Origin of the sequence: Chryseobacterium rhizoplanae (genome assembly GCF_900182655.1) — a bacterium.
Lineage (GTDB): Bacteria > Bacteroidota > Bacteroidia > Flavobacteriales > Weeksellaceae > Chryseobacterium > Chryseobacterium rhizoplanae.
In genome coordinates this window covers 74,672-95,288 of sequence record NZ_FXTC01000016.1, presented here as the reverse complement: position 1 = coordinate 95,288, position 20,617 = coordinate 74,672, and the positions used below count along the sequence as shown (strand labels likewise).

The window sequence follows — 20,617 nt, the reverse complement described above, 5'->3', positions numbered from 1 at the left end:
AACACAGAAGTTAAGCCCACCAGCGCCGATGGTACTGCGAAAGCGGGAGAGTAGGCCGCCGCCAGTTTTTATTTTATTTTTAAAAATCCTTTATCATAAGATAAAGGATTTTTTTTTGCTGTATACACAACTCAAATATAAGTAATGAGTAATCGGGAATCAGTAATGGCTAATGAGTAATGAACAATGAGTAATGATTGATTGTTCCTGTTGCCATCCAATCCAAATCATACCTTACATTGATCAATTATTACTTATCACTTATCATTGATAAGACATACACTCCGAAGGAGTCTAAACAACCCGGGATTGTATTGTATCATTTTCCTCAACGAATGTCTTACCAAATTAAAGCCTATAGGAAGAAAGAAATCTTAATAAAACGACTTCCTTCGACTAGGCTCAGGATGACAGCCCGCTCCTATTGAATAGGATAAAACTATTATTTATAATCTGAACCTCAGAAAAACGTAACGCGAATCCCGAATCCCGCAACTCATCATTCATAATTGATCATTCATCATTCGTCTCATCCCTAGCCCCGATAGGAATGGTTACCCCGCAGCTTGCGTGGGAGAGCTGTGGGTTTGAGCGTAGGAAAGCGCTGGCGCGAGGAGTATGAATGGATAGCGGGAGAATGCTCCCGAAATGGTAATATGTAATCACCATCTTTGTAAAATAAAAAATGAAAGCATATATAAAAGCACGGCTATCTCAAACTGAAATAGCCGTGTTTGTTTTTATAAATATACTGGTCAGACTTGAATTACTCCTAAGTTGAATTTCTCAGTGATAGGGGCATGATTAGCCGCTTCAATCCCCATAGAAATCCATTTCCTTGTATCTGCAGGGTTGATGATGGCATCTGTCCATAATCTTGCAGCTGCATAGGTAGATTCTGTTTGTTTCTGATATTTTTTTGAAATTGTATCCAAGATTTCGTTGTGCTCTTCTTCAGTAATTTCTTTTCCTTGTTTCTTTAACGTAGACTCCTGGATCTGAGCGAGTACTTTTGCAGCCTGTGCGCCTCCCATTACAGCCAGATCAGCCCAAGGCCATGCAACAATTAATCTGGGATCATAAGCTTTTCCACACATTGCATAGTTTCCTGCTCCGTAAGAGTTCCCCGTAATGATGGTAAATTTAGGAACTACAGAATTGGAAACTGCATTTACCATTTTAGCTCCGTCTTTAATAATTCCGCCATGTTCTGATTTGGAACCTACCATGAATCCGGTAACGTCCTGTAAGAAGATTAAAGGTATTTTTCTTTGATTACAGTTGGCTATAAATCTGGTTGCTTTATCTGCAGAATCTGAATAGATAACTCCACCAAACTGCATTTCTCCTTTACCACTTTTTACCAGCTTTCTCTGATTGGCTACAATACCTACAGACCAGCCATCAACTCTGGCAGTGGCACAGATAATACTCTTACCATAATCAGGTTTATATTCTTCGTATTCGGAGTTGTCTACAATACATTTGATAATTTCATATGTATCATATTGCTCAGCTCTTGAAACCGGCATAATTCCGAAAATATTTTCAGGATTTTCTTTTGGCGGGAAACTTTCAATTCTGTCAAAGCCTGCTTTTTCAGTAGTTCCAAGAGATTTCATGATGTTTTTGATTCTGTTCAAAGCATCTTTGTCATCTTTAGCCTTATAATCTGTTACTCCTGAAATAGAGCAATGAGTAGTAGCTCCACCCAATGTTTCATTATCAATGCTTTCTCCAATTGCAGCTTTTACAAGATAGCTTCCGGCAAGGAAAATAGAGCCTGTTTTATCCACAATCATCGCTTCATCACTCATGATCGGCAGGTAAGCTCCTCCGGCTACACAGCTTCCCATAACAGCAGAGATCTGGATAATCCCCATAGAACTCATTTTAGCATTATTTCTGAAAATTCTTCCAAAATGTTCTTTATCCGGGAAAATCTCATCCTGCATCGGAAGATAAACACCAGCAGAGTCTACCAGATAGATGATTGGGAGCTTGTTTTCCATGGCGATTTCCTGCGCTCTCAGGTTTTTCTTTCCTGTGATAGGAAACCAGGCACCCGCTTTTACAGAAGCATCATTCGCAACGATGATACATTGCCTTCCGGAAACGTATCCGATAACCACTATAACTCCTCCGCTGGGACATCCTCCATGCTCCTTATACATTTCATATCCTGCAAATGCTCCTACTTCTATGGAATCTGAATCTTTATCGAGAAGATAATCTACTCTTTCTCTAGCTGTCATTTTTCCTTCATCACGAAGCTTTTGAAGCCTCTTCTCACCACCTCCTTTTTTGATCTCAGTGAGTAAGCGATTTATTTCAGATAATTTTAATCTGTTCTGATCTTCTCGTTTATTGAATTCGATGTCCATAAAATTTTCAATTTTTTACGCTTAAAGATACTATTTTTATGAGGAATGCAAATAGGAAGTAAAACAAGTGTTTAATAGTTTGGTTTCTAGTAAATTGTGAAATTTTTAACTAAAAAATATTTTTAAATAATTTATATTTTTTCTAACTTTACACTAGAGTAACAGAGGTGATATTCTCTGCAAAATACTCTAAGTTCCTAGTTTATTTTTTTAATAGTTTATTATTTGAAGGCCCTGAAAGTTTAACAAATTTTCAGGGTTTTTTTATGGATTCCTCTCTGTTTTAATTTTTATTAACTTTTTTTAGATTAAACGTATTTTTTTATCAATTTTTGTGATTGTGATTTGTAAATTTGCACGTTATAATTAAAAGGGGATAGGTTATGCATAAATTGGCGCTTTTCAGATTGCATTTAATAGTATTTTTGTGGGGATTCACTGCAATTTTGGGAAAATTAATCCATGCCAATGCCCAGATTCTTGTTTTCTACAGGATGTTGTTTGCTTCTGTTTTTCTTTTTGTATTCATCAGGGTCTTTAAAAAAGAAAGTATAAAAGTTTCGAAAAAAATATTTTTTCAGCTGGCAGCAATAGGTTTTGCAATGGCGCTTCACTGGTATTGCTTTTTCTATTCTATTAAAGTTTCCAATGTTTCCATTGCACTAAGTTGTCTATCTTTATCTACACTTTTTGCCTCGATTCTGGAACCTGTTATTTTTAAAAGAAAAATTGATATCTCTGAAGTTATTATGGGAACGGTCATCGTTGCCTGCATATTGTTAATCTTCAAAACAGAGTTTCATTTTAAAGAAGGCATTATTTACGGAATCTTGTGTGCTGTATTTGGAACTGTTTTTTCTGTTTTTAATGGTAAAATGTTTGGCAAAACGAGTTCAGGAAACATTATTTTTTATGAAATTTTCTGTGGATGGTTTATTTTAATGATATTTTATTTGCTTTCGGGGCAAATTTTTCAGATGAATGAAATAAACTACCGCGATTTAGCGTTAATATGCTTGTTAGCCAGTGTTTTTACCGCTTTTCCCATGTTAGAATCGGTGAAATTAATGAAGTATATATCACCCTTTACTTTAATTTTAACAGTTAATTTAGAACCGGTTTACGGAATTATACTAGCTTTTTTTATCTTTGGGGAATCAGAACATATGAGCCCTATTTTTTATATTGCTTCAGGCGTTATGATACTGGCAATCATAGTCAATGGATTAATGAAAGCCAGAAAAACTAAAAACTTAAACTAAGCATCAAATTTATATGATGAAAAAATATCTTTTACTTGCATTTTCACTGCTGTTTGGGCTGTCTCAATCTCAGATTATCAGGAAATATTCCAATGAATTCTTAAATATCGGAGCCGGAGCAAGAGGTCTTGCAATGGGTGGGGCAGTAATTACCAATCAGGATGATGTATATGCTCCTATGTGGAACCCTGCAGGTTTGATGTCAGTTGAAAGAGACTGGCAAGGTGCAGCGATGCACGCAGAATACTTTGAGTCTATTGCAAAGTATGATTATCTGGCGTATGCGAAAGTTCTTGAAGAAGGTGTTTTTGGGGTTTCAGTGGTAAGACTAGGTGTAGACAACATTCTGAATACTACCCAGATGATTGACTCTGAAGGGAACATTGATTATGATAAAATCACTAAATTCTCTCAATCCGATTACGCGGCTATCCTTTCTTATGCTTTCAGGCCTGGAGGAAATCCCAAACTGGATGTTGGGGTAAATGCTAAAATTGTCTACAGAAATGTAGGTAAATTTGCAAATGGTTATGGTTTTGGTTTTGATGTGGGTGCTATTTATAAAGCAGATAACGGATGGAAGTTTGGAGGTATGGTAAGAGATATCACGACTACCGTAAACTTCTGGAGTATCAATCAGAAAGAACTTTCAACTGTTGTTAATGGAGAAGAATTCAACCCGGCACCGAAAGATAAACTGGAACTTACAATGCCTAAACTTAATGTAGGTGCCAGCAAATTATTTGAAATTAATAGCAGCGTGTATGTATTACCGGAAGCAGGAATTAATGTGGATTTTGCTAAAACTGCTTCATTGATTTCAACAGATTTCGCAAGTATCAGTCCCTATGCCGGAGCTGAACTGGGCTATCAGAAAATGATTTTTGTGAGATTGGGGATCAACAGATTTCAGTCGATTACAGATATAGAAGATCTTAAAAGAAAAGTTTCTTTCCAGCCAAGTGCGGGACTTGGAATCAGATATAGAGGGCTTACACTGGATTATGCGATTACGAATTCAGGGATAGGCGGATCTAACTTCTATTCCAATTTCTTTTCCCTGAAACTGGATATGGGAGCATTCAGAAACGATTAAAATTATAGAAATGAAAAAGTTATCAATATTGATGTTGGCAGTAAGTTCAACAATGGTTTTTGCACAAAAAGTTTCAGACTACAAATATGTTTCAGTTCCTGAAAAATTTGAAACGTTTAAGGAAGATTATGGTTTAAAAAACTTTTTCACCAAAGCTTTAACCGGTAAAAAATATATTATTCTGCCGGTAATTAAAGATAATTGGCCTTCAGAAGCTAAAAGTAATTTCTGTAATGTGGTGAATGCTGATGTTATTAATGATAAAAATGTATTTAAAAATAAAGTAATAGTACAGTTCAAGGATTGTAATAATAATGTAATACTGGAATCTAAAGGAGGTTCAAAAATCAAAGAATATGAAGAAGGATTACAGGATGCAACAAAAGAAGCTTTACTAAAAATTCCGCTTTCAAATCCTGTTGCATTCTTACCCGCATCCACTAATGGTCAGAATACATCTCCTGAACCTGTTGTATCTGTTGCATCTACGACAATTCCTGAAGCGAATAGCTACTCAAATGGGAAACTGGATCTTCAGAAAATACAGATTGATACTAATCAGTTTATCTTGGCAAAATCTGGCAGTTCAGTACCGTTTGCCGCTTTCAAAACAACTTCTAAGAACTCAGTTTTCTTAGTGAAACTGGCCGATGGAAATACTACCATAGGATATTTTGAAAATGGAAGCATTGTGATAGATATGCCACAGGGTGACGGAAAATTTTCCAAAGAAGTTTTTGCAGCAAAATAATCTGAAAAATAACAAACATAAAAGGCTCTTGAAAAAGAGCCTTTTATAATATATATGCTGATGTGTTTTTCATTTTTCAGAAAGTTAGGAAGGTGTTTTTGGCTAGACTTTCTATATGAAATAAATACTATAAAGATATAAAGGGGGTAGTCACCATCTATAGTGACAAAGGAAAATACAGAAAGATTTATAAAATGAGAAAAATTTTCATAGTATTATCGTTATTAGTTGATATTACTAATTTATGAAAAAATTACAAATAATACTATTATTTAGTAAAATATTTATTTTATTTGTGTTTTTCTTTATAAATTATCCTTTAGTTTAAAGGAGTGTTGATTTTTGTCACTTGTTAATGAAATGGAAAATAAGTGTAAAATTTTATAAAAAAAGGACTATTTTGTTAGTGTAAAATATCTGTTAAACTGCGCCAGATTATCAATTGGCATTAAAAAACTCCCAAATTACTTTAGCCTTACTTTTCCCTAAAATTTCTTCCAGCGTTTCCATACTGGCTTCTTTGATACGTTTTACAGACTTCAGTTTAGACAGAAGCAGCTCAATAGTTTTTTCTCCAACACCAGGAATTTCTTCCAGCTCAGATTTTATCGTAGAATTTTTTCTTCTCGTTCTGTGATGCTTTACCCCAAATCGGTGAGCCTCGTCACGTACACGCTGAAGTATTTTTAAAGTTTCAGATTTTTTATCCAGATATAAGGGAATAGAATCTTCGGGGAAGAAAATCTCTTCCAGCCTTTTGGCGATACCTACAATGGTGATTTTTCCGTATAGTCCTAATAATCTAAGACTTTTTACCGCAGAAGACAACTGTCCTTTTCCTCCGTCAATCAGAATAAGCTGTGGAAGATCTTCACCTTCATCAAGCATTCTTTTATAGCGGCGGTAGATCACTTCTTCCATGGTAGCAAAATCGTTAGGACCTTCCACTGTTTTAGGATGGAAAATTCTGTAATCTGCTTTACTTGGTCTGCCATCTTTGAAAACAACACATGCAGAGACAGGATTGGTTCCCTGAATATTTGAGTTATCAAAACCTTCAATATGTCTGGGTTCAACCGGCATTCTGAGAAGTTTCTGCATTTCTGCCATGATTCTGTTGGTATGTCTTTCAGGATCTACAATCTGAACCTGTTTCAGCTTTTCCAGACGATATTCTTTAGCGTTCTTTTCGGAAAGCTCTACAATTCTTTTTTTATCTCCTACTTTAGGAACAATCAGTTTTACATTAGGGATTTCTACAGACAGATGAAACGGTAACAGCACTTCTTTGGAATCCGAAGAAAACTTCTGACGAATCTCAATCAAAGCTTCCTCCATAATGTCTTCATCCGTTTCTTCAAGAATTTTTTTAATCTCGGTCGTAAAACTCTGGATGATGTTTCCATTTCTGATTTTAAAGAAATTGACATATGCTGCCGTTTCATCACTGGTCATTCCGAAGACATCCACATCGTCAATATTAGGGTTTACTACCGTATTCTTAGCCTGGTAATCCTCCAGAATATCGAGTCTTTCTTTAATAATCTGAGCTTGCTCAAACTGAAGATTGGAAGCCAGTTTCATCATCTGATTGACCAGATAATCCTTAGCTTTCCGGAAGTCTCCTTTGATAATTCCACGGATGGCATCTATCTTTTCATCATACTCTTCCTTGCTTTCAAGGTCTTCACACGGGCCTTCACAGTTTTTGATATGATATTCCAGGCAGACTTTATATTTCCCTTCAGCAATCTTGGCCGGAGAAAGATTCAGGTTGCAGGTTCTAAGCTTGTAAATATGCTTGATGGTATCCAGTAAAATCTTTGCGGGACGCACTTTTGCATAAGGACCATAATATTCGGACCCATCTTTAATTACATTTCTGGTCAGAAAAATTCTCGGAAAATCCTCATTTTTGATGCAGATCCACGGATAGGTTTTGTCATCCTTCAGCATGACATTATAAAACGGCTGATGTTCTTTGATCAGATTATTTTCCAATAAAAGCGCATCATACTCACTGTTTACAATTGTTGTTTCCAATCGCTGGATTTTCCCGACCATTATTTTGATCCTGTATCCGGAAAGGTTTTTGTTGAAATAGGAGAGAACCCTTTTTTTTAGATTTTTAGCTTTCCCAACATACAAAAGCTGTTCGTTTTTATCATAATAACGATAAACGCCGGGTTCGGATGGTAAGGTTTTGAGCTGTAGTTCTAAAGAAGGATTCATATAACAAAATTAAGGAAACTTTCGCTATTTAAAAAAGAAAAACCTGCAGATGAGTCTGCAGGCTTTATTTTATTGATGGAAGTGTTTATCCGTTTGTCATGGTTGTGTATTCATTCACAAGAAAACTGAAGTAATCCCATTCCACAGAGTTTTTAGGATATTTTTTCATAAACTCTGCATTGTCTCCGAATAGAAAATCGTAGTTATCTTCAAAATCATCTTTATGCAGCCACATTACTTTGTCGCCCTTTTTTACATAATAAGATTTGATAACCCCGCCTCCAAGCTGTGGAGAGCCCATTACAGAAAACCCTGTGGTTTCTTTAGCTCTGGGATCGTGGTATACTGAAATAATATCATCAAAACCGGGGTTGATAACCTGCATCAGAAATTCCTTATCATCTTTTTTGTTCTTTAGAGAAACAGTCTGGTTGACAAAATAAATTCTATCATTATTGGTGTTTTTCGTCAATTTTTTAGTTCCGAAATTTCTGATATTCCCCATGTATTTTGCCACTTTTGCAATCTTCTCTGCATTGCTTGGATACACATACATCTCATTGATCTGATCAGCATTGAAAGTAGTATTCTTTTTGGTGACACTGTCTTTAATAGCGACCTCGTAGATCTGTCCTTTTTTGGTTTCAATCTTATTACAGAAACCTTTGTAGGTAGTTCCGTCTTTTAAGATAATGGTAGATGTTTTCTTAGGAGATGGAGTATTAAAACCTTCATTAAAAAGGTAAGTTTCCATTTTTTTGATGTCCTCTTTAGAGTATTTTACTTTCTGGGCGAAAGCTGTTGTACTTGCTACACATAAAGCAAGGAGTAGAGTTTTCAGTCTCATGTATTATTGTTTTTAATTTCGAGGCTAAAAATAGTAAAATAATTTCCTTGTTGATATAAAAATATACAAGATTGAAATTTAGCTTTTCCAATTATTGTTAAATGCGTAATTTTAAGAAAATTTTTTAGAAATGATATACGGGGTAGATGTTTTTACTTTCCATGATGTTCTGGAAATCTGTAAAAAGCCAAATAAAGCCAAGCTTAATAAAGCCGCAAAAGAACAAATCTTAAAATCTCAGAAAAACGTACAGAAAATAGTAGAGTCTGACAGATGTGTATATGGAATCAATACCGGGTTCGGACCTTTATGTGATACTAAAATATCTGCAGACGAAACAGCGCAGTTACAATATAACCTGATCATCTCTCATGCAGTAGGAGTGGGGAAACCCATTGATAAAGAACTTTCCAAGATCATGATGATTGCTAAAGTTCATGCACTTTCAAAAGGATTTTCCGGAGTTTCTCTTGAAGTTATTGAAAGAATGATTCTGATGCTGGAGAAAGATATTATTCCGGTGGTTCCTGAACAAGGATCTGTAGGAGCTTCTGGAGACCTTGCTCCTTTGGCACATCTGGTGTTGCCTTTACTTGGTTTAGGACAGGTTTGGGAAGGAAATCAGGTTTCCGATACCATGGAAGTTCTGAAGAAACACGACCTTGAAGCACTGGTTTTAGGACCAAAAGAAGGATTAGGATTGATCAACGGAACCCAGTTTATCCTTGCTCATGCAATCAAAGGACTTGAAAAATTCGAGTATTTATTAGATCTTGCGGATATGACTGCTGCAATGAGCATCGAAGCCTACAGAGGTTCTGCGAGCCCGTTCAAAAAAGAGCTTCATGAGATCAGACCTTTTGAGGGCAGTAAAAAAGTAGCGGCAAGAATGCTTAAATTCTTAAAAGGATCAGAAAATATGAAAGCTCACGAAGATTGTGAGAGAGTTCAGGATCCTTATTCCATGAGATGTGTACCACAGGTTCACGGAGCAAGCAGAAATGCCTTTGAGCACCTTAGAAGTATGGCGGAAACAGAACTGAACTCTGTAACAGACAACCCGATTGTACTAAGTGCTGAAGAATCCATTTCAGGGGGTAACTTCCACGGACAGCTGATGGCTCTGCCTTTAGACTATGCTACACTGGCGGCTGCAGAATTAGGAAATATTTCTGACAGAAGAAGTTACTTATTATTAGAAGGAAAGTACGGATTACCAAGATTATTGACCGAAAGCTCAGGATTAAACTCAGGATTTATGATTCCCCAGTATACTTCAGCTGCTTTGGTTACAGAAAATAAGACATTATGTTTCCCGGCGTCAGCAGATTCTATTCCTACAAGTTTAGGACAGGAAGATCATGTTTCCATGGGAAGTATTTCAGGAAGAAAATTCAATCAGGTTCTTGGAAACCTTGTGAACATTTTATCCGTTGAGTTGATGTTTGCTGCTCAGGGACTGGAATTCAGAAGACCTGCAAAATGCTCTAAAGTAATTGAAGAAAACTTTACAGTGCTTCGTTCCAAAGTTGCTAAGCTTGAAGATGACCGACTGATCGGTAAAGATATGCTGGCAATTGCAGAGCTGATCAATGAAAGAAAATTTATTGTCAACTAAACTTTAAAATAAATAAAGCTTCCGAAAGGGAGCTTTTTGTTTTCGCAGGCCTTTAACTTCATTTAAATCAAATAGATATGAATGTACTTAGAACAGATTCTACCAATCCAGACTTTCAAAAATTAGTAAAATCTCTTGACGCTACATTAGCAGAACATAATGGTGAGGAAGATGATTTTTTTGCTCAGTTTAATAAAATTGATACAATTAAAAACTGTATTGTAGTTTATATTGATACTATTCCGGCAGCTTGCGGAGCATTCAAACCTTTTTCCGAAGATACGGTAGAAATAAAAAGAATGTTTACTAATCCGGAATTCAGGAAAAAAGGACTGGGTTCAACGATTGTAAAGGAACTGGAAGACTGGGCCGCAGAATTGAATTTTAAAAAGGCGGTGTTGGAAACTTCTCAGGATCTGAAAAATGCTATTTCCGTGTATGAGAAAAGCGGCTTTTACAGAATACCCAATTATGGACAATACGTTGGAATAGAGCAAAGTGTCTGCTATGAGAAGATATTGTAATTTAATATTCATGTAATGCTAAATTCATTTTTTTTAAGTTTTTAATTCCCATGAAAGTGTTATATTGTGGCTCCAACCAAAATTATAACATATGAAAAAAACTGTATTCCTACTGGCAATATTTTTTGCCTTAAACTCGTGTTCCAGAGAAGAACTTCAGAACGAAAATGTAAAAACAGAAATGTCACAGAAAGATCCACTGACTGCAAAACAGATCAATGAAAGGATCAATCAGGCTATTAAAACAGACGGAACTTTCAACTGGAAGAATGAATCTGATCATTTCGTCTGGAGTGCTGTTTTCCGCGGAAACAAAATGGTATCTATCGGTTTCGGAGCTTCTAAAGATGATTTTGACAGAAGTAAATCTCCGAACAGCAGTGATATGGAAAAAGAAGTTCTTTCTGTAATCAAAAAATATGAAGGAAAAGAGGAGAGAAATTTTCTTCTTCTTTCAGATCAGTATCTTAACCAAATGGATGTTGTTATTGAAAATGAAGAAACCGTTGCTGCTCTTCGACAAATGAAAAATATCCGATACGTAGAGCCGGCCGATTATCATTATTTTGAATTTGAAGCTCAATATAACGCAGCGGCAAAATCTTCCGGAAGCGGTTCGTCAGGATGTGGTTTTTCATCATCAACATTAAGTACAGCAGACTACACCTCTACAACACCAAGTGCAAAGATTCCCTGGGCTTTCACCAAGCATAGCATTCCTGAAGCATGGAGCTACAGTACAGGAGCAGGTGTTACTATTGGCCTTATTGATACAGGAGTTTCTCCGGAGCAGACTTTACTGGGAGGAAGCTTTAACAACGGTGCATCTTCAGGAAGAACAATCAGTAAAGTAGGAGTGTATAACTCAGATGGATCCGCAGATCAGTGCGGGCACGGAACAAAAATGGCTTCCGTAATGACAGCTCCGAGAAATAATGCAGGACTGCCTGTAGGGGTGGCTTATAATGCCAATCTGATCGCCTACAGAGCTGCAGAAAACGTTGTTCTGGAAACATCCAGTGAGCAGACTGCTGTAAAAACAGCGTTTACAGAATTGGGTAACAATACCAGTGTAAAAATCATTTCAATGTCAATGGGACATATTTTCTCTGTCGGAAAAATTGAAGATGGTGTTAAATATGCTTATTCTAAAGGAAAACTGATTTTCTGTGCCGGAGGAACTTCTACCAGCTTTACCAGTTTTGTGGGAGTAATTTTCCCTGCGTCAATGTCAGAAACCCAGGCAATAACAGGAGTAAAAGAGAATACATCCAATCAGAAATGTGATGTTTGCCACTCCGGAAGCCAGATCGACTTTACCTTCCAGATGGAAAGGGCTTCAGGAAATACGGTTCCGGTTTTGAGCTATTACAACGGGCAGGCAGATTATGTGGGTGGTTCTTCAGTAGCTACAGCAGCTACAGCAGGAATTGCGGCTTTAGTTTGGGCTAAAAATCCATCATGGACAAGAGATCAGGTGCTTAATAAAATGAGACAGTCTGCAACCTACTATCCAAATGTTAATTCAAGCTACGGCTACGGAAACATCAATGTGCTAAAAGCAGTACAGTAAAATAATATTACCATTATAAAAAGAAAAGGAAATATCCCAGCTGAGGTATTTCCTTTTTTATTGCAATATCAGATTATCCAATCCTTACACTCGTCATACTCAATGAACCTCCGATAAGTTCATCGTTGAATAAAGTAAGCTCTTCAGACTGATCTTTCAGCCCTAAAGTATACAATAAAGGAAGATAATGATCAGGGGTAGGAACAGCATACTGTAAGAAAGTTCCCTGTTTCTGATAATCAATAATATTCTGAAAATTTCCATCAAGTAGCCAGTTGTTGGTTTTTTCACGGGCTTCCACTGCCCAATCCCATCCGACACCTACTGTATTAATATTTTTCCAGTCGATGAGGCGGAGATTGTGAACAATATTTCCGCTTCCGATGATCAGAATACCTTTCTCACGCAACTTATTAAGCCTTTTAGCCAGATCATAATGATACTGGGCTGGTTTTGTATGGTCAATGCTCAATTGAATCACAGGAATATCTGCATCAGGATACATATGTTTGATTACAGACCATGCGCCATGATCCAGTCCCCAGCTATGATCCTCTTCTACATCAACAGGAAGAAGGAGCTCTGCTGTTTCCTTTGCAAGTTCTGGGCTTCCGGGAGCAGGATACTGCACATCAAAAAGGGCTTTTGGAAAACCATAAAAATCGTGTATGGTTTTTGGCATATCCATAGCCGTTACAAAAGTTCCGTCCGTATACCAGTGGGCAGAGATACAAAGAATTGCATTAGGTTTTGGAATTTCAGAGGCTGCTTTCCGGAAACCCTGTACAAATTGGTTTTCTTCAATGGCGTTCATAGGTGAACCATGTCCAAGAAATAAAACAGGCATTCTCTGTGTGTTGTTAAAACTATTGCTTATGTTTTGAAGATCGTTGAGGTTCATAAATTAATTATTGAAGAGGATAAAAAAATAAAAGGTTCAAGGCTTTTAGAAAAATCCCTGAACCTTTTATACTATATGTTATTTACTATGCTTGTTTTACAAACTGTAATTCACCAGCTACTTTTACATCATCACTTACCATTACGCCTCCTGCTTCAAGAGCTGCATTCCAGTTTAATCCGAAGTCTTTTCTGCTGATTTTTCCTTCAAAAGAAAAACCTGCTTTTGTATTTCCCCATGGATCTACATTGATTCCTCCGAAATCTACATCAAGATTTACAGGTTTTGTAATTCCGTTGATGGTAAGATTTCCAACAATAGAATTATTTAATGCCTGAGATTCAAAAGTGATTGTAGGATGTACTTCAGCGTTGAAGAACTCTGCAGACTTTAAGTGATTGTCTCTGTCTGTATTGTTTGTGAATACAGAATCTGTTTGAATAGTAGCTGTAGTTTTTGCGTTTGCAAAAAACTCGTCTTCAGATTCAATTTCAGCAGTGAAAGTTCTGAAGCTTCCTTTTACGTTAGAGATCATCATGTGTTTTACTTTGAAAGTAATTTCACTATGCGTTGGGTCTAAGATCCATTTTGTTGCCATTGTATTTTGTATTTTTTGTTTGTTATTAATGATGCAAATTTAGGATAGGGAGTATATACAAGTCATTGATATAGGATAAGAAATTCATTTTTTTACATCAATACTCAATATTGCTTCGCAAATGAATGGTGAATAGCTGTAACAAAATTTAAAAAATTGATAAGCGGAGCGGATTGACGATTCACAATTCACCTATTCTGATCCCTTTAAATCCTACTATTAAGTTAAGAAATAATTTCTTTGAAAGCATGAATTCCATTTTATGAATGTTTTAATTTAACATTTCTTAACGGATGGTTTTTATTTCTTATTTTTGATGGATTCAATTTTATACAATGAAATTACATAAATTTTCTTTATTGATGCTGGTTTTGGGCAGTTCAGCATTTGCCCAGACCCAGAAATTTACCATGGCAGAGGCTGTAAATGGGATGAGAACAAACCTTGCAGTGAAAAATATTTCCCAATTTTCATGGGCAGCAGACGGAAAGTCATATATCCAGGCTGTGAAAGGCGGTTATCTCATTACAGATCTGAAAACTAATAAACAGGATACACTAATCTCTTTAAGCCAACTGAATAGAAACTTATCCAACGATAAGCTGAAGGCTGTTCCTGCCATCAAATTCACTGGGAATTCCAATGGATATTTTACTACAGGTGGTAAAATGTCTTGGATTGAAAAATCAGGAAACGACTGGAAAGTAAAAAATACAGCTGTTGTAGATCAGGATGCTGCAAATGTGAAGATGTTTGGCGATGGTCAGACTTTTGCCTTCACAGTAAAGAATAATTTATTTGTAAACAGAAATGGGAAGACCATTGCTGTAACTAACGAAGCCAACGAAAATATCATCAGCGGACAGGCGGTTCACAGAAATGAATTCGGAATTGATACCGGAATTTTCCCTGCACCCAACTCCGAAAGTGTAGCTTTCTATAAAATGGATCAGAGTATGGTAGCAGATTACCCTATCATTGACTGGTCTGTAACACCTGCTGTAAATCACAATATCAAATATCCGATGGCTGGTCAGACTTCTCACCAGGTAACATTAGGGGTTTTCAATATTAAAACTCAGGCTACGACTTTCTTAAAAGTTGAAGGTGAAAAAGATCAATATTTAACAGCCGTTACATGGAGCCCGGATTCTAAGTACATCTTTGTAGGAGTTCTGAACAGAGGTCAGAATCATATGAAAATGAATCAGTACGATGCTGCTACCGGAGAACTGGTGAAAACATTATTTGAAGAAACAGACAGCAAATATGTAGAGCCGCAGCATCCACTTACTTTCTTCCCGAATTCCAATACAGACTTTATCTGGCAGAGTCAGAGAACGGGATACAATCACTTGTTCCATTATAGTTTAGAAAAAGGACTGGTAGCACAAATCACAAAAGGTGACTGGCTGGTAACAGATATTTTAGGATTCAATGAAAAGAAAAAGGAAATCTATTTCACTTCAACAAAAGAAACTCCTTTGGAAAGACATTTATACAGAATCAACTGGACTAATTTCAAAATGCAGAGACTGGACAGTGCAGAAGGAATGCATGCCGGAACTTTAAGCAGTGATGGAAACTACCTTTACGATGCTTACAGCAATGCCAATTCACCTAGAGTTGCCAATATTATTAATACAGCTAATTTAAAATCTACAAATATTCTTACTTCTGAAAATCCATTAAAAAATTATCAGAGACCGGAAATTAAAAATGTAGAACTAAAGGCAGATGACGGAACTCCTTTGTATGGGAAAATCATTCTTCCAACCAATTTTGATCCGAATAAAAAATATCCTGCCATTGTTTATCTGTATAACGGACCACACTTACAGCTGATCACAAACAGCTTCCCGGCTTCAGGAAACCTTTGGTACGAATATATGGCTCAGAACGGATATATTATCTTCACAATGGATGGAAGAGGTTCTTCTAACCGTGGAATGAAATTCGAACAGGCTGTATTCAGAAACCTTGGAACTACAGAAATGAACGACCAGATGAAAGGGGTAGAGTACTTAAAATCTCTTCCTTACGTAGATGGAGATAAAATGGGAATCCATGGATGGAGCTTCGGAGGATTTATGACAACAAGCTTTATGCTTCGTAAGCCGGATGTATTTAAAGTAGGAGTAGCAGGAGGACCGGTAATCGACTGGAGTATGTACGAAATCATGTACGGAGAAAGATATATGGATACCCCACAGGAAAATCCACAGGGATATGCAGCAGCTAATCTTTTAGATAAAGTTCAGAATCTGAAAGGGAAATTACTGATGATTCACGGGGCACAGGATGATGTGGTAGTATGGCAGCATTCTATAAAATTCATTAAGTCTGCGGTTGATAACGGAGTTCAGTTAGATTACTTTACGTATCCGGGACATCCTCATAATGTGATCGGAAAAGACAGGGTTCACCTGATGCAGAAGATTACAGATTATTTTGATTTATATCTGAAGAAATAATAATACAATCCAGCCGGAACGGCTGGATTTTTTCTTGAAAATTCCTTTAATATTATTATATAACTGTATCGAGATTGCTTCGCTTTGCTCGCAATGACAATCCGTGTTATTAGTGATAAATTAGTGCTATTAGTGTTTAAAAAATACCTGTCGATCTTACCAAACATCAATGTTTTTGATTTTCCATAGTGGTAACTTTGTATCACTAAAATCAACAATATGGAATTAGGAATAGGAATGTTCGGTGATCTGGCTTTTGACCAGTCAACCGGAAAATATAGAGATGCAGGAATTAAGATCCGTGAAATACTGGATCAGGTAAAATTGATGGATGAGGTAGGAATTGATGTATTTGCAATGGGAGAGCACCACCGTCCGGATTATGCTGTTTCTTCTCCGGAAATAGTTCTGGCAGCGGCAGCAAGTATCACAAAAAATATAAAACTGGCCAGTGGAGTTACTGTTTTGAGCTCTTCGGAACCGGTAAAAGTATATGAAGATTTTTCAACACTGGATCTGATTTCTGACGGAAGAGCTGAGATATTCGTGGGCCGTGGAAGTTTCATTGAATCATTTCCGTTATATGGTTATTCATTGAATGATTATGAACAGTTATTTGATGAAAAATTAGAATTATTACTGAAAATTAATTCTGAAGAAAACGTAAGCTGGTCTGGGAAACTTCGTGCTCCGATGCAGAATCAAACGGTATATCCAAGAGCAAAAAATGATGGAAAACTTTCCATCTGGAGAGCGGTAGGAGGTACTCCACAGTCTGTTTTAAGTGCAGCACAATTGGGAATGCCTTTAGTGGTAGCCATCATTGGAGGAATGCCGATTCAGTTTAGAAATCTGATCGAGTTCTATAAGCAGGAATACCAGAAAGCAGAACACGATGTGTCGAAGATGCAGATTGCCGTTCATTCACATACTTTTGTGAGTGATGATCAAAAAGCAGTAGATGGGTATTTCCATAATTATAAATCTCAGATGGATAGAATAGGGGCTTCCAGAGGATGGGCTCCTTACACAAAAGCGCAGTATGATGGTGGAAGAAGCAAAGACGGTGCTTTATTTATCGGAAGTCCGGCTGAAGTAGCAGATAAAATTGCTTATATGAAAGAGATTTTCGGAATTACCAGATTTATCGGTCACATGGATGTAGGAGATCCTGCTCATGATGTGATGATGAAGTCTATTGAGTTATTTGGAAAAGAAGTAAAACCCGTTATAAAAGGACTGTAACAGGGAAGTTTATTGATAGCAAAAGCCACAAAAGAACAACTCTTTTGTGGCTTTTGTCATTTAAAATCTTTCAGTTAAATAATTTCAATCACGCTTCCTCTTTCCTCGTCTTTGATAATATTCAGAGCCGTAGGAATCTTTTCCTTCAGCTCTTCAACATGCGAAATAATCCCCACAATCCTGTTTTCTTTCATCAGATTGGTAAGGGTTTCAAATACAATATTCACAGATTCCGTATCCTGAGTTCCAAAACCTTCATCAATAAAGAAGAAATTTTTATCTGCCTGTGCATTGGCCTGAACGCTTTCTGCCAGCGCTAATGCTAAACTTAAAGATACCTGGAATGCCTGTCCTCCGGAAAGCGTTTTTACACTTCTGCTTTTCCCCTCGTTGAGGTAATCGATGATCTCGAAATCATTATTTTCATTAAGCTGCAGACTCAGCTGGTTTCTGGTCATACGATGAAAACGTACATTGGCATGATCGCAAAGCTGTCTTAGATAAATCGATGAAACGTACTGTACAAAACCTGCTCCTTTAAACAGATTCATCATGACCTTTAAATTCTCAGAACGTTTCTGAAGCTTTGCCAGCTCTTTCAGAAGATCTCCTTTTTTTACAAATTCTTTTTCCAGTCGGTCTATTTCTGCTGTTTTTGTTACAACAGAATCACTGATTTTTTTCTGCTCAATTTGGGCCTCACTGAACTGTTGCTCAGCCAGAGAAAATTGTTCATTATCGAATGAAAGTCCCCTCAGTTTTAATTCCAACTCGCCGATGAATTTCTTCAACGCTTCAAATTCAACTTTAAAATTCTGGATTTTAGCTCTCATATGTTGAATATTGATATCCAGAACTAAGATATTTTCAACCTCTTTGAACTCAATGAAATTCTGATCTGCCAAAGCTTTCGTAATAGCTTCTTCATTACCGGAAATTTCCTTCTCAAGCTCTGTGATCTGTTTTTCAGATTGGCTGACAATAGCTTTTTGCTCTGCCAGTTTTGGAGAAAGAATTTTTTCCTGTTGTAATGCCTTTTGATAGTTTTCCTCAGTTTCTTTATTAGATCGTACCAGCTTTTGATACGCATCATCAACCTCTGTTATTTCCTTTTGAGCATACAGATTCCATTCCAGAATTTTAAGACCTGAACGACTGATATTGATCTGTTCCTGCTTTGAAATTTCTTCCATCCGGAAAGCTTCCAAAGCACTCTTATATTTTTCCAGTGTTTTGCTTTCTTTTTCTAAAGATTCTCTTTCCAAAGCAATGTTTCGCTCCGTTTCTTCAATCTTTTTTTCCAAAGCAAATGAGTCGGAACGTTTTTTCTCAAATTCTTCTTCCTGATCCGGAGAGAATGGTTTCCATGTGAAATTCAGAATATGATTTTCAATATCCTTCTGTATCTGAAGAATAATTTTCTGCTCAGAAAGAAGCTGTTCCTCAAAGATTTTTTTGCGGTCCAGGATTTTATCAATTTCAGCTTCCTGCTTTTGAAGACCGTTTATTTCCTGCTCAACGGCTGTAATGTTCTCCTGAATTTCCTGCAGTTCAGCATTGACATCATGAAACTCCACAATATGCGGATGTTCCTTAGAACCGCAAAGGGGACAGTTTTCTCCGTCATGAAGCTCGCTGGCAAAACGGGAAAGCTCTTTTTGTATTTTAAGATGATCCAGTTTTTGGGAAAGCTCTTTTTTCTTTACTTCTAATGTTTCTTTCCTGTTTTTGAAATCTTCTTTATAATTTTCATTATAGGCAAAAGGTTTTAATTCCTCAGCAATTTCTTCAATCTGTTTTTGATGTTTCCCGATCTTTTCAGTTTGTTCCTGCTGTAACTTTTTTAAATTCTTTTGTTGAATAAACCAGTATCCCACTTCAGAAAGTAGGGCGGAATCCAGTTTTTGTTCTTTCAATATTTTAATCTGTGAGGAAAGTTCATCAATCGTCTTTTGAATTTTCTCTTTATTGAGATCTACCTCCTTTACCTTTTCTGAACCTTTCTGGGTTCTTTCATTCAGGGTTTTGATCTCTTCGGAAAACTTCAGGATCTGAATAATAAGACTCATGTCATTTTCCTGAATTTTAGAATGATCTAAAGCATTAAATTGTGGTTCAAGAGCAGTGAGCTGTTCTTTTATGATAGTAAAAGCTTTTTCAGTTTCCTGCCATACTTTCACTTGTTCTTCTCTCTCGTTCCGCTTATCTGAAATTTCCTTTGAAAGCTTATTTTTCTCAATAATCAATGGATTGAAAAGTCTGAAAACACGGTCATATAATTCCGTCTGTGCTTCCAACGCATCCATCTGAGGTTTCTCTTCAGAAAGTTTGCTGAATTTTTCCTTATTCTGCTGTAAACTGTCAAAATCATTTTTTAAGTTTTTCAGCTGTTGATAAGTGTTGAAAATCTTTTCAAGTTTCGCATTCGTTTCCGAGAGTATTTTCTGTTCCCCGGCCAGCTGTTCTTTCTGTATCTGGATTTTTTCCTCATTGATTTCTTCAAAACCTTTTAGCTGTCCTTCAAGCTGGTCCAGTTCAGATCTGTTTTTTACATTCAGTGTAGAAACGTTGTTCTGAAGATCAAATTTCTGAAGAGTAAAGATTTCCTTCATCATATTCGTTCGTTCTGCAGCACCCAATTCAAGGAATTCTTTGAACTGACCCTGCGGAATGATGATGGTTCTTTTAAAATTGGAATAGCTTAAACCGATGATAAGTTCTGCATTCGAGTGATCCAAAGGAACCCATTTACCATTGATATTTTCATAGAAAGTAACGGCATTGGGCTTTACCTCCTCGAATTTTTTTGAATTTCTTTTAAAGTCACGGGTAGCACGGAAGAGTTTATTCTCATAATTCACAAAATCAAATTCAATATAAGAACTGTTTGATTTTAAATTCATCATGTTGTAAGCCCTTTTGTCTCGCATGTTCAGACGTTCCGTTTCTCCATACAAAGCAAATGAAATGGCTTCCAATACTGATGATTTTCCGGAACCTACTGCACCGAAAATACCAAACAATCCAGCTTCAGTAAGATTTCTGAAATCAATGGTCTGGCGTTCCTGATAAGAGTAAAGTCCTTCGATAGTTAATTGAACAGGAATCATGG

At 36.7% G+C, this 20,617-nt stretch carries 14 protein-coding genes; 8 read left to right on the top strand and 6 right to left on the bottom strand.

All coding sequences use genetic code 11. The annotated features are described in order from the left end of the window. Nucleotides 1-755 precede the first annotated feature (755 nt). Nucleotides 756-2,384: an acyl-CoA carboxylase subunit beta gene (locus FN817_RS22680; protein ID WP_142719899.1), complete on the bottom strand. Its 1,629-nt coding sequence runs from the start codon at nucleotides 2,382-2,384 to the stop codon at nucleotides 756-758. A 383-nt stretch (nucleotides 2,385-2,767) separates the two neighbouring features. Here FN817_RS22680 and FN817_RS22675 point away from each other — a divergent pair, with 383 nt between their 5' ends. The 3 genes from FN817_RS22675 to FN817_RS22665 are packed head-to-tail and all read left to right on the top strand — an operon-like array spanning nucleotide 2,768 to nucleotide 5,493. Further along, nucleotides 2,768-3,646 carry a DMT family transporter gene (locus tag FN817_RS22675; RefSeq protein ID WP_142719898.1) on the top strand — a complete coding sequence of 293 codons (879 nt, stop codon included), beginning with the start codon at nucleotides 2,768-2,770 and terminating at the stop codon, nucleotides 3,644-3,646. A 16-nt stretch (nucleotides 3,647-3,662) separates the two neighbouring features. After that, nucleotides 3,663-4,742 (top strand): putative type IX sorting system protein PorV2, encoded by a 1,080-nt coding sequence (locus tag FN817_RS22670; protein ID WP_449386476.1) that lies wholly within the window; start codon nucleotides 3,663-3,665, stop codon nucleotides 4,740-4,742. Nucleotides 4,743-4,752: 10 nt separating this feature from the next. After that, entirely contained in the window at nucleotides 4,753-5,493 is a 741-nt protein-coding gene (locus FN817_RS22665; RefSeq protein ID WP_142719897.1) for a hypothetical protein, read from the top strand. A gap of 438 nt (nucleotides 5,494-5,931) precedes the next feature. Here the strand turns inward: FN817_RS22665 and uvrC are convergent, their stop codons facing one another. Both uvrC and FN817_RS22655 read right to left on the bottom strand, forming a co-directional pair. Beyond that, nucleotides 5,932-7,725, bottom strand: coding sequence for an excinuclease ABC subunit UvrC (gene uvrC, locus FN817_RS22660; protein ID WP_142719896.1), 1,794 nt, complete (start codon nucleotides 7,723-7,725; stop codon nucleotides 5,932-5,934). Between the two features lie 85 nt (nucleotides 7,726-7,810). Further along, nucleotides 7,811-8,572 carry a hypothetical protein gene (locus FN817_RS22655; protein ID WP_142719895.1) on the bottom strand — a complete coding sequence of 254 codons (762 nt, stop codon included), beginning with the start codon at nucleotides 8,570-8,572 and terminating at the stop codon, nucleotides 7,811-7,813. 130 nt (nucleotides 8,573-8,702) lie between these two features. Between FN817_RS22655 and hutH the strand changes: the two genes are divergently transcribed. The 3 genes from hutH to FN817_RS22640 all read left to right on the top strand — a co-directional run bounded on the left by hutH (nucleotide 8,703) and on the right by FN817_RS22640 (nucleotide 12,287). Further along, the gene (gene hutH, locus FN817_RS22650; RefSeq protein WP_142719894.1) at nucleotides 8,703-10,190 is read left to right on the top strand and encodes a histidine ammonia-lyase; all 1,488 of its coding nucleotides are present in this window, start codon (nucleotides 8,703-8,705) and stop codon (nucleotides 10,188-10,190) included. Between the two features lie 77 nt (nucleotides 10,191-10,267). Beyond that, entirely contained in the window at nucleotides 10,268-10,714 is a 447-nt protein-coding gene (locus FN817_RS22645; RefSeq protein ID WP_142719893.1) for a GNAT family N-acetyltransferase, read from the top strand. A 91-nt stretch (nucleotides 10,715-10,805) separates the two neighbouring features. After that, nucleotides 10,806-12,287: a S8 family peptidase gene (locus FN817_RS22640; protein ID WP_142719892.1), complete on the top strand. Its 1,482-nt coding sequence runs from the start codon at nucleotides 10,806-10,808 to the stop codon at nucleotides 12,285-12,287. A 73-nt stretch (nucleotides 12,288-12,360) separates the two neighbouring features. On the opposite strand, the gene ygiD is transcribed toward FN817_RS22640, so the two are convergent. Beyond that, nucleotides 12,361-13,188: a 4,5-DOPA-extradiol-dioxygenase gene (gene ygiD / locus FN817_RS22635; protein WP_142719891.1), complete on the bottom strand. Its 828-nt coding sequence runs from the start codon at nucleotides 13,186-13,188 to the stop codon at nucleotides 12,361-12,363. Nucleotides 13,189-13,273: 85 nt separating this feature from the next. After that, nucleotides 13,274-13,786, bottom strand: coding sequence for a YceI family protein (locus FN817_RS22630; protein WP_062675631.1), 513 nt, complete (start codon nucleotides 13,784-13,786; stop codon nucleotides 13,274-13,276). A gap of 335 nt (nucleotides 13,787-14,121) precedes the next feature. Here FN817_RS22630 and FN817_RS22625 point away from each other — a divergent pair, with 335 nt between their 5' ends. Beyond that, entirely contained in the window at nucleotides 14,122-16,260 is a 2,139-nt protein-coding gene (locus FN817_RS22625; protein WP_142719890.1) for a S9 family peptidase, read from the top strand. Between the two features lie 219 nt (nucleotides 16,261-16,479). Continuing rightward, entirely contained in the window at nucleotides 16,480-17,505 is a 1,026-nt protein-coding gene (locus FN817_RS22620) for an Atu2307/SP_0267 family LLM class monooxygenase (protein WP_142719889.1), read from the top strand. Nucleotides 17,506-17,579: 74 nt separating this feature from the next. Here the strand turns inward: FN817_RS22620 and FN817_RS22615 are convergent, their stop codons facing one another. Next, nucleotides 17,580-20,615, bottom strand: a complete 3,036-nt coding sequence (locus FN817_RS22615; RefSeq protein WP_142719888.1) for an SbcC/MukB-like Walker B domain-containing protein — start codon at nucleotides 20,613-20,615, stop codon at nucleotides 17,580-17,582. Nucleotides 20,616-20,617 lie beyond the last annotated feature (2 nt).

What these genes read in the sequence shown, in the direction of transcription:
- FN817_RS22680 (WP_142719899.1), bottom strand. Translation starts at nt 2,384, where the DNA reads ATGGACATCGAATTCAATAAACGAGAAGATCAGAACAGATTAAAATTA.
- FN817_RS22675 (WP_142719898.1), top strand. Translation starts at nt 2,768, where the DNA reads ATGCATAAATTGGCGCTTTTCAGATTGCATTTAATAGTATTTTTGTGG.
- FN817_RS22670 (WP_449386476.1), top strand. Translation starts at nt 3,663, where the DNA reads ATGAAAAAATATCTTTTACTTGCATTTTCACTGCTGTTTGGGCTGTCT.
- FN817_RS22665 (WP_142719897.1), top strand. Translation starts at nt 4,753, where the DNA reads ATGAAAAAGTTATCAATATTGATGTTGGCAGTAAGTTCAACAATGGTT.
- uvrC (WP_142719896.1), bottom strand. Translation starts at nt 7,725, where the DNA reads ATGAATCCTTCTTTAGAACTACAGCTCAAAACCTTACCATCCGAACCC.
- FN817_RS22655 (WP_142719895.1), bottom strand. Translation starts at nt 8,572, where the DNA reads ATGAGACTGAAAACTCTACTCCTTGCTTTATGTGTAGCAAGTACAACA.
- hutH (WP_142719894.1), top strand. Translation starts at nt 8,703, where the DNA reads ATGATATACGGGGTAGATGTTTTTACTTTCCATGATGTTCTGGAAATC.
- FN817_RS22645 (WP_142719893.1), top strand. Translation starts at nt 10,268, where the DNA reads ATGAATGTACTTAGAACAGATTCTACCAATCCAGACTTTCAAAAATTA.
- FN817_RS22640 (WP_142719892.1), top strand. Translation starts at nt 10,806, where the DNA reads ATGAAAAAAACTGTATTCCTACTGGCAATATTTTTTGCCTTAAACTCG.
- ygiD (WP_142719891.1), bottom strand. Translation starts at nt 13,188, where the DNA reads ATGAACCTCAACGATCTTCAAAACATAAGCAATAGTTTTAACAACACA.
- FN817_RS22630 (WP_062675631.1), bottom strand. Translation starts at nt 13,786, where the DNA reads ATGGCAACAAAATGGATCTTAGACCCAACGCATAGTGAAATTACTTTC.
- FN817_RS22625 (WP_142719890.1), top strand. Translation starts at nt 14,122, where the DNA reads ATGAAATTACATAAATTTTCTTTATTGATGCTGGTTTTGGGCAGTTCA.
- FN817_RS22620 (WP_142719889.1), top strand. Translation starts at nt 16,480, where the DNA reads ATGGAATTAGGAATAGGAATGTTCGGTGATCTGGCTTTTGACCAGTCA.
- FN817_RS22615 (WP_142719888.1), bottom strand. Translation starts at nt 20,615, where the DNA reads ATGATTCCTGTTCAATTAACTATCGAAGGACTTTACTCTTATCAGGAA.